The sequence below is a fragment of the Actinoallomurus bryophytorum genome (assembly GCF_006716425.1).
GTDB classification, from domain to species: Bacteria; Actinomycetota; Actinomycetes; order Streptosporangiales; family Streptosporangiaceae; genus Actinoallomurus; species Actinoallomurus bryophytorum.
The window spans coordinates 7261915-7275274 of record NZ_VFOZ01000001.1; the positions used below are offsets into that span (position 1 = coordinate 7261915).

General features: G+C 70.4%; 13 protein-coding genes. 4 read left to right on the forward strand and 9 right to left on the reverse strand.

What is annotated here, in order from left to right; translation table 11 throughout:
• The first annotated feature begins 232 nt into the window (after positions 1–232).
• Positions 233–3784 (forward strand): DUF6531 domain-containing protein, encoded by a 3552-nt coding sequence (locus tag FB559_RS33640; RefSeq protein WP_141960964.1) that lies wholly within the window; start codon positions 233–235, stop codon positions 3782–3784.
• A gap of 9 nt (positions 3785–3793) precedes the next feature.
• On the forward strand, positions 3794–4207 hold the full coding sequence (locus FB559_RS33645; protein WP_141960965.1) for a hypothetical protein: 414 nt from the start codon (positions 3794–3796) through the stop codon (positions 4205–4207).
• 12 nt (positions 4208–4219) lie between these two features.
• On the opposite strand, the gene FB559_RS33650 is transcribed toward FB559_RS33645, so the two are convergent.
• Together FB559_RS33650 and FB559_RS33655 are read right to left on the reverse strand one after the other, a co-directional pair.
• Positions 4220–4510: a chorismate mutase gene (locus tag FB559_RS33650; RefSeq protein ID WP_141960966.1), complete on the reverse strand. Its 291-nt coding sequence runs from the start codon at positions 4508–4510 to the stop codon at positions 4220–4222.
• A gap of 161 nt (positions 4511–4671) precedes the next feature.
• On the reverse strand, positions 4672–6384 hold the full coding sequence (locus FB559_RS33655) for an IlvD/Edd family dehydratase (RefSeq protein WP_141960967.1): 1713 nt from the start codon (positions 6382–6384) through the stop codon (positions 4672–4674).
• A gap of 94 nt (positions 6385–6478) precedes the next feature.
• Between FB559_RS33655 and FB559_RS33660 the strand changes: the two genes are divergently transcribed.
• The gene (locus FB559_RS33660; protein WP_141960968.1) at positions 6479–7138 is read left to right on the forward strand and encodes a maleylpyruvate isomerase N-terminal domain-containing protein; all 660 of its coding nucleotides are present in this window, start codon (positions 6479–6481) and stop codon (positions 7136–7138) included.
• 3 nt (positions 7139–7141) lie between these two features.
• Here FB559_RS33660 and FB559_RS33665 read toward each other — a convergent pair whose 3' ends face one another.
• The 7 genes from FB559_RS33665 to FB559_RS33695 form a co-directional block, all read right to left on the reverse strand.
• Positions 7142–8983 (reverse strand): ABC transporter ATP-binding protein, encoded by a 1842-nt coding sequence (locus tag FB559_RS33665; RefSeq protein ID WP_141960969.1) that lies wholly within the window; start codon positions 8981–8983, stop codon positions 7142–7144.
• Positions 8980–9510 carry a TlpA family protein disulfide reductase gene (locus FB559_RS33670; protein WP_141960970.1) on the reverse strand — a complete coding sequence of 177 codons (531 nt, stop codon included), beginning with the start codon at positions 9508–9510 and terminating at the stop codon, positions 8980–8982. The genes FB559_RS33665 and FB559_RS33670 overlap by 4 nt, the downstream gene beginning before the upstream one ends.
• On the reverse strand, positions 9507–10082 hold the full coding sequence (locus FB559_RS33675) for a MauE/DoxX family redox-associated membrane protein (RefSeq protein ID WP_141960971.1): 576 nt from the start codon (positions 10080–10082) through the stop codon (positions 9507–9509). Before FB559_RS33675 ends, FB559_RS33670 begins: the two co-directional genes overlap by 4 nt.
• Before the next feature lie 21 nt (positions 10083–10103).
• Positions 10104–11129: an MvdC/MvdD family ATP grasp protein gene (locus FB559_RS33680; protein ID WP_141960972.1), complete on the reverse strand. Its 1026-nt coding sequence runs from the start codon at positions 11127–11129 to the stop codon at positions 10104–10106.
• A gap of 3 nt (positions 11130–11132) precedes the next feature.
• Positions 11133–11414: a hypothetical protein gene (locus tag FB559_RS33685; RefSeq protein ID WP_141960973.1), complete on the reverse strand. Its 282-nt coding sequence runs from the start codon at positions 11412–11414 to the stop codon at positions 11133–11135.
• Positions 11384–11752, reverse strand: coding sequence for a hypothetical protein (locus FB559_RS33690; protein WP_141960974.1), 369 nt, complete (start codon positions 11750–11752; stop codon positions 11384–11386). Before FB559_RS33690 ends, FB559_RS33685 begins: the two co-directional genes overlap by 31 nt.
• 92 nt (positions 11753–11844) lie before the next feature.
• Complete coding sequence (locus FB559_RS33695) at positions 11845–12495, reverse strand: TetR/AcrR family transcriptional regulator (RefSeq protein ID WP_141960975.1); 651 nt, start codon at positions 12493–12495, stop codon at positions 11845–11847.
• An 82-nt stretch (positions 12496–12577) separates the two neighbouring features.
• On the opposite strand from FB559_RS33695, the gene FB559_RS33700 reads away from it, so the two are divergent.
• Positions 12578–13351, forward strand: a complete 774-nt coding sequence (locus tag FB559_RS33700) for an SDR family oxidoreductase (protein WP_141960976.1) — start codon at positions 12578–12580, stop codon at positions 13349–13351.
• Positions 13352–13360: the final 9 nt, after the last annotated feature.

Genomic DNA, 13360 nt, shown 5'->3' on the forward strand with positions numbered 1-13360 from the left:
TGGCGATGGGTGGCGTCGCACGATATGAGAGGGGCGTTGAAGGTTGGGTTCTCCGAAGCTCGTCGCAGCGGTGTCGCGGTCGGGAATTTTCGCTGCCGCGAAGGGTCTGTTCCGGAGCCCTGCCGTTCGGGTGGCCGCCCTCGCCTCTCGTGTGGGAAACCTGGTCGGCAGGGGTGCGCTTCGTACCGGTCTCAGCGGTCTGCGCAGATCACCGAGTTATCTGTCCCGGTCCATGACCAAGGACCCGATCGATGTTGCCAGTGGCGAGGTGGTGCTGCGCCAGGTCGACGTGGAGCTGGCCGGCGTTCTGCCGTTGTCGCTGGAGCGTACGCACGTGTCGTCCTATCGTGCCGGTCGCCTGTTCGGCACCTCGTGGGCGTCGACCCTGGATCAACGGCTGGAGTTCGACGCGGAGGGCGTGTGTTTCGCCGCGGCGGACGGAATGGTGCTCGCCTATCCGCCGGTGCGTCTGCCGGAGACCCCTGTCCTGCCGTTCGCGGGCCCGCAGTGGGCACTCGCGGTCGACCAGGACGGTGGCCATTCCGTCACGGACTCACAGGCCGGCCGCACGCTGCATTTCGCTTCCGCGGGCGGCGGGCCGGGCGTCCTGCCTCTTTCGGCGATCAGCGACCGCAACGGTAACCGGATCGACCTTCTTCATGACGACAGTGGGACCCTCGTCGAGGTCCGGCATTCGGGCGGGTATCGAATCGGTGTCGAGACCGATGCGACCCAGCGTGTGACGGCTTTGCGGCTGATCTCCGACGGCGAGGGCGGCGGGCGGGAACTGGTCCGTTACCGCTATGACGACAACGGGCGGCTGGCCGGGGTGCTGAACTCATCGGGCAGGCCGCTGCGATTCGAGTACGACCCGCACGACCGGCTGACCGCCTGGATCGACCGCAACGGCCATTGGTACCGGTACGAGTACGACGAGCTGGGCCGCGGTGTCCGCGGTCACGGGTCGGATGGCTTCTTGGACGTGGCTCTCGCCTTCGAGGACGGGCTCACCGTCGTGACCGACGCGCTCGGGCACCGGACGGACTATCACCTGAACGAGATGGGCCAGGTGGTCCGCCAGGTCGACCCCCTGGGACGTGCGACGACCTCGGAGTGGGATCGCCACGACCGGCTGCTGTCCCGCACCGATCCGCTCGGGCGTAAGACGCGGTATTCCTATGACGAGGCGGGCGACGTCACCGCCATCACGAGGCCCGACGGCCGGCAGATCACGGCCGCGTACAACGCGCTCGGCCGGCCGGTCCGGACGGCCGACGCCGCCGGCCGGGTCTGGCGGCAGGCCTATGACGACCGCGGCAATGTCATCGCGGTGACCGATCCGGCCGGAGTCACCGTGCGGTACGAGTACGACGAGCGGGGTGCTCTGTCAGCGATCGTCGACCCGCTCGGGGCGGTGACCCGGTTCGTCAACGACGGCGCGGGCCTGCCGGTCACCGTCGTGGATCCGCTGGAGGGCGTCCACGGCTGCGTCCGCGACCGGTTCGGCCGTATATCGGAGATCGTGGATCCGCTTGGCGGGATCACTCGCATCGGCTGGACGCTGGAGGGCAGACCTGCCTCACAGGTGCTGCCGGATGGGGCCACCGAACGCTGGTCATACGACGCCGAGGGAAACCTCGTCGAATACACCGACACCATGGGCCTGGTCAGCAGGACGGAATACGCGGCTTTCGATGTGCCCGCCGTCCGGATCGCGCCGGACGGCACACGGCTGGAGTTCGCCTATGACGCCGAGCTGCGGTTGACGGCGGTCACCAATCCGCAGGAACTCGTGTGGCGCTATACCTATGACGCGGCGGGTGACCTGGTCCAGGAGACGGACTTCAACGGCCGGGCCATCCGCTATGCCTACGATGCGGCGGGACAACTCGCGGAGCGTGCTGTCGGCGCCGGTCAAACGACCCGTTACTCGCACGACCTGCTCGGGAACGTCGTCAGGCAGGTTTCCGGTGACGGCCTCGCGACCTTCGCCTTCGACGTCACGGGCCGCCTGGTCCGAGCGGTGAACGCGGACGCCGACGTGCGGTTCGACTACGACGAGCTCGGCAGGGTGGTGGCCGAGGAGTGCAACGGCCGCAGGCTCACCGTCGGTTATGACGCCCTGGGGCGCCGCGTACGGCGCCGAACCCCCTCCGGCGCCGAGGCCGATTGGGACTATGACATCGCAGGGCGTCCGGCCGTACTCCACACCGCGGGCCAGACGATTCGGTTCGAACACGACCTGGCCGGCCGGCAGGTCCGCCGTCATGTCGGGGACGCCGCGACCCTGGACCAGGAGTGGGACCTGCGTGACCGGCTGAGCCGCCAGACGTTGCGGGGCGTCCCCTCGGCCACCGGCGATCCTGCGTACGCGCCGCACCGCGCCGACTCCGCCGAGCCGGGGAGCCCGCTTCAGCGGCGCGCGTACTCCTACCGGCCCGACGGCGGTGTCGCCCGGATCATCGACCAGAGCCTGGGAGACCGAACCGTCGAGCTCGACGCGGCCGGGAGGGTGACCGGAGTCCATGCGGCGGGCTGGGACGAACGCTACGTCTATGACCCGGCGGGGAATCCGGTCCACGCCACCTGGCCGGAGACCGCGACCGGCGGGTCCTGGGACGCCGGCGCCGCCGGCGGGCGCGACTACACGGGGACCCTGGTCCGCTCGGCGGGCGATGTCCGCTACGAGTACGACGGCCGAGGCCGTGTCGTAGTCCGGCAGCAGAGACGTCTCTCGTCCAAGCCCAGGACCTGGCGATACGCCTGGAATGACGACGATCGCCTCGTCGCCGTCACCACCCCCGGCGGACAGCGGTGGCGCTATCTGTACGACGCTCTGGGACGCCGCGTCGCCAAACAACGGCTACGGCCGGACGGTCACTCCGTCGCCGAACAGACCGACTTCACCTGGGATGACGTCGTACTGGCAGAGCAGACGCATTCCGTCATGGAGGACGCCGGCGCCGTGACGCGCACGACCGCGTGGGACTACGAGCCCGGCGGCTTCCGGCCGATCGCCCAGACCGAACGCGTCCTGAGCGGCGAGAGCCCCCAGGACGCGATCGACGAGAGGTTCTACGGCATCGTCACCGACCTGACCGGATCTCCCTCCGAGATGGTCGACTCAACCGGCGACCTGGTCTGGCAGAGCGTCTCCAGCGCATGGGGGATCGGGGCGCCGCGAGGATCGGCGGCCTGCCCGCTGAGGTTCCCCGGCCAGTACCACGACGCCGAAACCGGGCTTCACTACAACTTCCAGCGCTTCTACGACCCTTACACCGCGCGATACCAGAGCCCGGACCCGCTCGGCCTGTCGCCACAGCCTGACCCTCACGCCTACGTCCATGACCCGATGAACTGGGCCGACCCGCTCGGCCTGGCGCCATATGCTCTGTTCGTCAGCAGAATGGCCTTTGTGCTCCGTCACCTGAACGAGCCATCCCGGCTCAAAGCCATCAAGCTGGCCGTGCATGACAACCGCGAGATGTTCAACAGGCTCGGTGGAAAGGCCCCCCAGTCCAACGCGACCATCCGTGACCTGCTGAAGCTCAAGGAGGGGAACCCTTCTTGGAAAGCGAGAGCGGCGAGCGCGAGTAGCCGATCGGACGCCGAACTGTTGCAGTCGGTCTTCCAGCCCATGGACGGTCAGTACATGGCTGTTCATCCCCTCTATCCGGGCATGATATTGCAAGGCAACCACAGGCGCAGGGAACTCCTCAACCGCGTAGATGATTTGAATTCAGGCATCTCACTGGAGACGCCCATCTTCATCAACAACTTCTAGGATCTTTGAATGCGATTCACCAAGGGCGATCGTCACGGCAGAAGCTGGCCGACCGTCGATCTCTACACGACAGCGGGACGAGGAGACATCAAGACGATGTCTCCTCCCGCCCTCGAACGCCTTATGACGGTGGCACGCGAAAAGGAGTGGAGCGCCGTCGGCCGCCCGGCATGGTGGGGCGCGCACAAAGACCGCGTCCGATCCCTGTGGATGGTCGTCTTCGGCCCGGAAGGGACCACGCTGCTTCGGTGCATCGTGATCGCCGCTCTCGACGACGGCTCCGGGGGGAGTTTCACCCTCGACGTTCACCCCGCCGACTTCGACCGCCTGCCGGACGCGACACCGGAAGAACTGACCATGCTGGCCCACGCGTATCTCGCGCGGTTCCCGCCGCTCGAACTCGATCTCGACCAGCGGGAATGAGGGAGCGGGACGTTACACGCCGGGCGGCTCGCGGAAGGTGGTCAGCTCCAGGTCGATGAAGGCGGCGATCATCGCCCGGTACGTACGCTCGGTCACGTCCGGTGAGGCACCGGCCTCCGTGGCCAGGGCGCGCGCCTTGGCCACGACCTGCTCCACGCGGCCGGGAGCCCGTACGGCATCGGTGTCGGCCTTCAGCCGCCCGGCCCTGCGCACGAGGCCCTCGCGTTCGGCGAGCAGGGTCACGAGCCGCCGGTCGAGGCGGTCGATCTCGGCACGGATCTCGTCGAGGGGATTGTCGCTCATGAGTCGTCCTCTGGTCGGCTCCCGGGCTCACGGCCCGGCACGACCAGCCCAGACCGGCTACGGGAGCGGCGGTCTGGAAGCGTGAAACGACAGTCCGCCTAAGGGCGGCGCCACCATGATGCGGAGCGAGTCGTCACCCGCAGAACGTACCAGCCGGCGGCTCAGTGCGACTCGCGCCGTACCTCGCTCCCGCTGGAGCCCGTCAGGAAGTCCAGGTCGGCACCCTTGTCGGCCTGCAGCACGTGGTCGATGTAGAGGCGTTCCCAGCCACGGACCGGAGCGGCGTGGGCGGCGCCGGACGCGGGCTCGCGTGCCTCCAGCTCGCCCTCGGGCAGGTCGACGTCCAGGCGCCGCGCCGCCACGTCCAGGACGATCATGTCCCCGGTCCGTACCTTCCCGAGCGGGCCGCCGGCGGCCGACTCCGGGGCCGTGTGCAGGACGACCGTGCCGTACGCGGTGCCGCTCATGCGGGCGTCGCTGATCCGCACCATGTCGCGGACGCCCCTGGCGAGCAGCTTCGCCGGCAGCGGCATGTTGCCCACCTCCGGCATCCCCGGGTATCCCTTCGGCCCGCAGCCGCGGAGCACCAGCACGCTGTCCTCGTCGACGTCCAGGTCCGGGTCGTCCAGGGCCGCTCGCATGTCCTCGATGCTGTCGAAGACCACGGCGCGGCCGCGGTGGCGCAACAGCGACGGTGACGCGGCGGCGGGCTTGACGACCGCGCCGTCGGGGCAGAGGTTGCCGCGCAGGACGGCGATGCCCGCCTCCTCCTGCAGGGGCGAGGTACGGCGGCGGATGACGGTCTCGTCGTGGATCTCGGCCTCGGCCAGGCCCTCGCCGATGGGCCGCCCGGTCACCATCAGGGCCGAGCCGTCGAGCAGGTCGGCCACCTCGGCCAGCACCGCACGCAGGCCGCCGGCCCGGTGGAAGTCCTCCATCAGGTGCGCCCCGGCCGGTTGCAGGTCGACGAGCAGCGGCACCTTCGCGCCGGCGTGGTCGAAGTCGTCCAGGGTCAGCGGGATGCCCGCGCGCCCGGCGATCGCCAGCAGGTGGACGACCGCGTTGGTGGAGCCGCCGATCGCGGCCAGCGCCACGATCGCGTTCAGGAACGAGCCGCGCGACAGGACCGTGCTCGGACGCCGGTCCTCCGCGACCATCTCCATGATCGCGGTTCCGGCCTCGTGGGCGCGTTCGAGCAGGCGGCTGTCCGGCGCCGGGATGCCGGCCACGCCGGGCAGCGTCATGCCCAGCGCCTCGGCGACGCAGGCCATCGTCGAGGCGGTGCCCATCGTGTTGCAGTGGCCGCGGCTGCGGATCATCGAGGACTCGGCCTCCAGGAACCGGTCCTGCGACAGCGTGCCCGCGCGCACCTCCTCGCTGAGCCGCCACACGTCGGTGCCGCACCCCAGCGGCGTGCCGCGGAAGTGACCGGTCAGCATCGGGCCGCCCGGCACGACGAGCGCCGGCAGGTCGACCGAGGCGGCGGCCATCAGCAGCGCGGGGATCGTCTTGTCGCAGCCGCCGAGCAGCACCACGCCGTCCACCGGGTTGGCGCGGATCATCTCCTCGGCCGCCATCGCCGCCAGGTTGCGGAACAGCATCGCCGTCGGGCGCAGCTGCGTCTCGCCCAGCGAGGGCACCGGCAGCTCCAGCGGGATGCCGCCGGCCGCCCAGACGCCGGCCTTGACGCTCGCGGCGACCTCGCCGAGGTGGCTGTTGCAGGGCGACAGGTCCGAGGCGGTGTTGGCGATCGCGATGTGGGGCCGCCCGTCGAAGGCGTCCGAGGGGAGACCGCGCCGCATCCAGGCCCGGTGGATGAAGGCGTTCCGATCGGTGCCCGAATACCAGTCCTGACTGCGGGGTGTACCGGCCATGAGCCTGCCTCCTCGATCGCTGCGCCTTCTCCGCCCATACTGCGACCTGCGGCGCCACATTGCGACCGGGCGGTGATCAGGAGAGTGTGGGCCCATGACAGACCAGGAAGCGCTCAGTACCTCCTACCGCGACGTCGTGGCCGCCCTGCGCAACATCGGCGCCGAGGAGGAGTGGCTGCCGACCGGATGCGCGGGCTGGACGGTGCGTGACCTGCTCTTCCACCTGCGCGGCGACGCGCAACGGGCGCTGGTGGCGCTCGCCAGCCCGGCCGGTACGGCGCCCGACACCGACGCCGTGTCCTACTGGAGGCGCTGGCGGCCGGGTACGGACGCCGCGCGGGCGAGCCTGCGGATGGTACGGATCAGCGCGAGCGTCTATCCGGGTCTGCGCCCGATCCTGGACAGCTACGCCGAGACCGCCGAGGCGGTCGTGTACGCCGCGGTGCACACCGATCCCGAGCTTCCGGTACGTACCCAGGGCCGTGTGCTGCGCGCCGGCGACCTCGTACGGACCCTGGTGGTCGAGGCGGCGGTCCACCATCTCGACCTCGTCGTCGCGCTGGACCGGCCCCTGCCGTCGGCCGGGCCGCTGCGGGTGGTCAGGGAGACGCTCGACGGGCTGCTCGGTGAGCCGTTGCCGCTGTCCTGGGACGACGTGACCTACGCCCGCACCGGAACCGGCCGCGCCGGCGTGTCCGAGCAGGACCGGATCGCCCTGGGACCGCTGGCCGATCGCCTCCCGCTGTTCGGCTGAGAGTCACGACCGCACGTCGTCACGGTAACCGGACGCCTGGAGCTCGAAGAGCCCGGCGTAGATGCCGCCTGCGGCAAGGAGGTCGTCGTGGCCGCCCTGTTCGGCCACGACGCCGCCGGACAGCACCACGATCGCCTCGGCGTCCCGTACCGTGCTGAGCCGATGCGAGATCAGCAGGCTCGTACGGCCGGCGCGGTGCTCGCGGAGCCGTCGGTGCACCTCGGATTCGGCCTCGGCGTCGAGACCGGCGCTCGGCTCGTCGAGGATGAGCAGGTCGGTGTCGTCCCGCAGCAGGGCGCGGGCGATGGCGACCCGCTGCCACTGGCCACCGGACAGGATCACTCCGCTGCCGGGATCGTCGTACTCCGTGGACTCGAAGGCCCGCGACAACATCGTGTCGTAACCGCGCGGCAGCGCCTCCAGGGCCGGGTCGCACCCGGCGCGGCGGGCGGCGGCCACGATGCGCTCACGGTCGGCCATCGCGTCCAGGTTCCCCACGCCGATGTTGTCGGCGGCGCTGAGGTCGTAGGCCATGTAGTCCTGGAAGACGGTGCCGATGCGGCGGCGCAGGACGTCGACGGGCAGCTCCCGGATGTCGACGCCGTCCCACAGCACGGCGCCGCGGGTGGGGTCGTAGAAGCGGCAGAGCAGCTTCACCAGGGTGCTCTTGCCGGCGCCGTTCGGTCCGACCAGCGCGGTCGCGTGGCCGGCCGGAATGGTCATCGTGACACCGCGCAGGATCCACGGGAGGTCGTCGCCGTAGCGGAACCAGACGTCGCGCAGTTCGATGCCGGTCCGCAGCGGGCGCACCGGCCGGCCGGCTCCGCCGTCCGGCGGGCCGGGCAGGTCCGGGCCGGCGCCGACGACGTGCCGGTAGTGCCCGAACAGGATCATCGCCTCGTGCATCCGCCCGGTGCTGCTGATCACGATGGTCAGGCCGGTCTGCACCCCGGCGACCGCCGCGATGAAGACCGAGACGTCCCCGACGGTGAGCCGGCCGGCCCGCGCCGCGTTCACCGCCCACACCAGCCCGGCGCCCGCGACGAGCGCGCCGAGGAACGCGTACGTGCCCTGAACGGCGAGCTCACGGCGGCCCATCCGGCTGCGCTGGGCGTTGATGTGCGCCAGTTCGGTGAGCATGCGCGTGCCGAAGAGCCCGCCCAGCCCGTACAGGCGCACCTCCTTGGCCGCGCTCATGCTGGTCAGCAGCTGCGCGTAGAAGAACTCGCGGCGGGTGGAGGTACCGAGCCGCCAGATCGTGCGGGCCCGGTAGCGGCTCAGCCGGATCTCCCCGCGCAGTGCGACGGCCGCGGCCAACGTCACGGGCAGGAGCATCCACGGGCTGAGAACGGCCAGCGTGCCGACGAACCCGGCGAGCATGAGCGCGCCCTGGGCGCCGCCGAGCCCGCCGCTGATGACCTCCGACGGGCCGGACGGCCCGGTGTCGGCGGCCAGCGAGAGACGGTCGTGGAACCTCGGGTCCTCGAAGCGGCGCAGGCCCGGGATCCTGCCGATCGCGGCGTAGAGGCGTTCACGTGCGGTCAGGTCGATCGCGCGTTTCATCTCCGCCTCCGCGAACTGCACGGCCTGGGGCAGGACGGCGGCGGCCACACCGGTCAGGGCCAGCAGGAGCACCGGGAGCAGCACGGGCCGGCCGGCCGTGGCGGTCAGGCGGTCGAGCACGGTCTTGGTCAGCCACGCCGCCGTCACCGGCACGACACTGGCCACGACGGCGAGGGCGACCCGGAGCAGCAACCGTCCGGGGCCGGACGCCCAGGCCATCGCCAGCGAGGCGCCGACCGAGGCCAGGGCGGAGTGGGTCGTGTCGTCGTCCGGACCGGTCATACCGGCGCGGTATCCGGAATGCGCTCGGCGGTCGCGTAGCTCGCCACCATCGTGTCGCCGGACAGCAGCGCGAACGCCGGCAGGGCGCCGACACCGAAGGCCGTGACGAGGGGACCGCCCTCCTCCGTCTCGGTCAGGACCCGGGCCACCGGTCTGAGCTGGTCGCACAGCTCACCGGCCCCCGGCGACGAGCCGAGGACGATGGCCAGGACCTGGTGACGGCCGCCCGCGGCGGCCTCGGCACGGCTGATGAAGTCCGGGAGGCCGGCCTCGCAGGACGGGCATCCGGGCGCCAGGAACCCGATCAGCGTGGATCCGTTCAGGTCCGCCCTCGACACCGGTTCGCCGTCCACGGCCGTCACCGTGAAGTCGCCCACCCGCTCGCCCGGCGGCACGCCGAGCGGCGCGGGCTCGGCCCGGCCAGGGGCCTTCTCCGCCAGCATCCGGGAATGGTCGTTCAGGCGGCGGATGACGCCGAGCATCAGGGCGATGTTGATCAGGCACAGGACACCGACGACCGCCGTCATGGGGTCTCCTCACGGGCCCGTGGCCGCGGGCCCGTGCTCACGGGCCGGGCCAGCGTGATGATCTCTTCCAGGTTGATCAGCAGCAGGGCGCCCGCGACGCCCGCGGTGGCCGCGAGGACCCACGCGGAGCCGAACGGCGCGGGTCCGGCCGAGGTGGTGGTCATGACGAGGCCGCCGGCCGCGGCCACGAGCAGGGTCAGGTTGCGGGCGAGGTGTGCCGTACCGGGCGGGTGGCGGCCGGCGCCGAAGCAGCGGCACGGCACCCTGACCCGCCGGCGGATCATCGACTGGACGCTCGCGGTGAGGACGATGAGCAGCACCGTCGCCACCATGAACCCGGCCGGGACGAGCGGGGGGACCACCATGGCCACCGCCGTCGCGGCCTCGGCGGCCACGGCCACGACCGCGACCGCAGGCGCCAGACGCGAGGGGACTCCAGCACTGGCCGACAGCCAGTGCTGGAAGTCCGCGTACGCGGCCCGGCCGGTGACCTTGGCGGCCGTCGAGGTGCCGAACGCCACCACGATGACCGCCTGACAGCCCACCGTAAGTGAGGACGTCACATCGGACACGCGCACTCCTCGTCCGGACCGTCAGTACCCGACCTGGGTCACCTCGCCTCGCTCGAACGGGCCGCCCCGCATGAGGAGCTCAGCCATGCACTCGCCCATCTCCAGGCCGAGGTCGAAGTGCATCCACATGAACTGACCCGCCGGGTTGACCTCCAGGAAGATGTACTCCCCGTCCGGCGTGACGATGAAGTCCACCGCGCCGTAGACCGCGCCGAGCTCGGCGAACAACGCCTGGGTCTTCTTGATGATCTCGTCGGGCAGTGGCTGGTAGTCGCCGTAGGGCAGGGAGGCCTGCTCGCCCGCCTGACCGCGCCAGTCCACCTTCGTCGTGTCCATGTCCTGGGATTTGATCGTCACCGGGAAGTAGGTGTTCCCGATCACGGTGAGCCGCACCTCGTAGGCCTTGTCGACGTACTCCTGGAACATGCACATCGTGTGGCCGACGCGGTCGAGGTGCTCGCGGATCTCGTCCCCGACCACCGTCGTCAGCAACCCACCGGGGAACGCGCCCGGATAGTGGATCACTCCGCCGGTGAACGACTTGTAGACGATGGGCCGGTCGGCACTGTCGAGCAGCGCACTGACCTCCTGCGGATCGTTGGTCAGCAACGTCCTCGGCACGCGGAACCCGAGCCGCTTCGCCAGCTCCAGCTGGTACGGCTTCAGCTCCCCGATCGCGTCGATGTCCGGCCGGTTGACCCACAGGCAGTTGGTCGCGCGCAGGATGCCGCCGATGCCCTGCATCGCCTCTTTGCGTGCGTAGATCCTCTCTGGTTCGCCCATCTCGGGGCCGAAGTCGAACCCGGTCGGGCGGCGGTACCAAACGCCCGCGAGCCGATCGAGATCGACCTCACGGTCGCGGTCGCGCAACAACCGCCGCCTGTCGTCGAAGTCGGAGGTCGTGAAGCTCAACCGTCGCGGAAAGTAGCTCAGGTCGACGCGTACGACCTCGGCGCCCCGCTCCGAGAGAGTCCGGATGACGGGGTCGACGGTCGGATCGAATTCCTGGGTCAGGATGAGGACGCAGGGCGTCGGCGACGAGGTCATCGATCAGGCGCACACGTCGTCTCTGCAGGTGTCACTGCCCGCATAGCAACTGGTCGAGGTGTTCGTGGAGATGCCGGCGGTGGTGGTGCCGGGCGGGAACGTCCAGGTCTGCGTGTCCTGGTCGTAGTGGCCGCCCATGGGCTCGGACACCTGGCCGTCCCACTCGGCGTACAGGTAGGCGAGCGGCTGCTCGCGGGGGTCGGCCGGCGGTGCGAGTTCGACGTGGTGGCCGGCCAGGAATGAGAGCGACGTGTTCAGCGGTTCCCGGGTGAGTGTGTCGGACATGAGGGATCCTCCTCGTTCCTCGCCGGCTGTTCCGGCGACGTCGACTGGGTGAGACCGAAGATTCCGGTCACCTCTCCGGAGAATGACCACACCAGGTTGGCCTCGTCGTAGTGCCCGGCCGTGAAGGTGAGGTCCTGCTCGGGTTCGCCATCGGGTACCTGCTCGTACAGGTACGCCAGGGGGGAGTCGCGAGCCAGCCGCCGGCGTTCGCGCAGATCGGCGGGGACCGCCCGGACGATGAGTGAGCCCTCGTGGAGCTCGGGCGGATCGAAGCGGAGGAAAGGCGGGGCGGCGGCGATGACGTTCGAGCGGGCCTCGGCGCCCGGCGCTGCGATCACGGCTGCATTGTCACCGACCCTCGCTCGCGGTTCGCTCTCAGTTCGCTCTCAACGGCTGCCGGGAACCGTGGAGGGCTCGTTGTTCAGGGTGGTCAGTCCGGTCGAGAGGCGGGTCGGTTCCGCGGGGACGGCCGGTGTGTGGGCCAAGCCGTCAGGGCCAGCTCGGCGACCTGGATGAGTTCGGTCCTGCCGGCTCCGTCCCGGGCGCGTTGTGACATCCCTTGGATGACGGCGGCGAAGTATCCGGCCAGGGCATGGGGGTCGGTGTCGCCGGGTAGTTCTCCTGCCTGTCGCGCGGCGGTGAGACGGTCCTGGAAGACCCTGAGGTTGGCGTTGCGCAGGTCGCGCAGGAACGCCTCGACGTCGGCGTCCTGGACGGCGACGTTGGTGGCGGCGGAGATGGTCAGGCACCCGGCCGGGTGGGAGGGGTCGGGGTAGATCTCCGCGGCTTCGCGCAGGATGCGGGCGAACGCCGCGTAGGCGGTTGGTTCCTCCCCGAGGGCCGCACCCACGAAGGCGCCGGCGGGTGAGTGCCCGTAGGCGGCCACCACCTCCTTGAACAGCGACTGTTTGTCGCCGAAGGCGGCGTACAGGCTGGCCGGCCTGATGCCCATCGCCTGGGTGAGTTCACTGACCGAGGTGGCCTGGTAGCCGCGCTCCCAGAACAGCTGGGTGGCCGCCGCCAGCGCCGCGTCGCGGTCGAAGGTCCGGGGGCGTCCCCGTGTCCCGCCTGCTGTACTCATCCCCCCATTGTAGAGCGCTCACTCAACAAAGCGTGTTAGCCTCTTTGTTGAGTCATCACTCAACAAAGAAAGAGGGCCACCCATGGGTGCGCACGCGTTGGACGGCAGGGTCGCATTGGTCACCGGCGGCAGCAGGGGAATCGGCCGGGCCATCGCCCAGCGGCTGGGCCGTGACGGCGCCGTCGTGGCCGTCGCCTACGCCCGCGACCGGACAGCGGCCACCGAGGTCGTCGAGCGGATCGGCGAGAACGGCGGCCGGGCCTTCGCGATCCGGGCCGAACTGGGCGGCCACGGCGACGCGGCCGCGTTGTGGGCCGCCTTCGACGCCCTGGTCGGCACCCACGCCCCCGGCGACGGCGTCGACATCATCGTCAACAACGCCGGGATCGGCCGCAGCGCCGACCTGACCACGCTCACCGAGGAGGGGTTCGACGAGGTCTTCGCCGTGAACGTCCGTGCACCGTTCTTCATCGTCAAGGAAGGGCTGAAGCGGCTGCGCGACGGCGGACGGATCATCAACATCTCCAGCGGCGCGGCTCGCCTGGCCATGCCCGAGGCCATCGCCTACGGCGCCACCAAGGGTGCCCTGGACACCTTCACCCTCAACCTGGCCAAGCTCCTGGGGCCGCGCGGCATCACCGCCAACTCGGTGGCTCCCGGAATCGTCGACACCGACGTCAACGCCGGATGGCTGCGCGGAAACCCCGGCGCCCAGGCCCACGCCGCCTCCCTGGCCGCCCTCGGCCGCGTCGGACAACCCGCGGACATCGCCGACATCGTCGCCTTCCTCGCCTCCGACGATGCCCGGTGGGTCACCGGCAGAGTGATCGACGCGACCGGCGGTGGCGGACTGTGAGCTCAGCGC

Excerpts from the sequence above, each read along its gene's own strand:
- FB559_RS33695 (WP_141960975.1), bottom strand. The coding sequence starts at position 12,495 with ATGAGTACAGCAGGCGGGACACGGGGACGCCCCCGGACCTTCGACCGC.
- FB559_RS33700 (WP_141960976.1), top strand. The coding sequence starts at position 12,578 with ATGGGTGCGCACGCGTTGGACGGCAGGGTCGCATTGGTCACCGGCGGC.
- FB559_RS33645 (WP_141960965.1), top strand. The coding sequence starts at position 3,794 with ATGCGATTCACCAAGGGCGATCGTCACGGCAGAAGCTGGCCGACCGTC.
- FB559_RS33650 (WP_141960966.1), bottom strand. The coding sequence starts at position 4,510 with ATGAGCGACAATCCCCTCGACGAGATCCGTGCCGAGATCGACCGCCTC.
- FB559_RS33665 (WP_141960969.1), bottom strand. The coding sequence starts at position 8,983 with ATGACCGGTCCGGACGACGACACGACCCACTCCGCCCTGGCCTCGGTC.
- FB559_RS33685 (WP_141960973.1), bottom strand. The coding sequence starts at position 11,414 with ATGTCCGACACACTCACCCGGGAACCGCTGAACACGTCGCTCTCATTC.
- FB559_RS33680 (WP_141960972.1), bottom strand. The coding sequence starts at position 11,129 with ATGACCTCGTCGCCGACGCCCTGCGTCCTCATCCTGACCCAGGAATTC.
- FB559_RS33670 (WP_141960970.1), bottom strand. The coding sequence starts at position 9,510 with ATGACGGCGGTCGTCGGTGTCCTGTGCCTGATCAACATCGCCCTGATG.
- FB559_RS33655 (WP_141960967.1), bottom strand. The coding sequence starts at position 6,384 with ATGGCCGGTACACCCCGCAGTCAGGACTGGTATTCGGGCACCGATCGG.
- FB559_RS33640 (WP_141960964.1), top strand. The coding sequence starts at position 233 with ATGACCAAGGACCCGATCGATGTTGCCAGTGGCGAGGTGGTGCTGCGC.
- FB559_RS33660 (WP_141960968.1), top strand. The coding sequence starts at position 6,479 with ATGACAGACCAGGAAGCGCTCAGTACCTCCTACCGCGACGTCGTGGCC.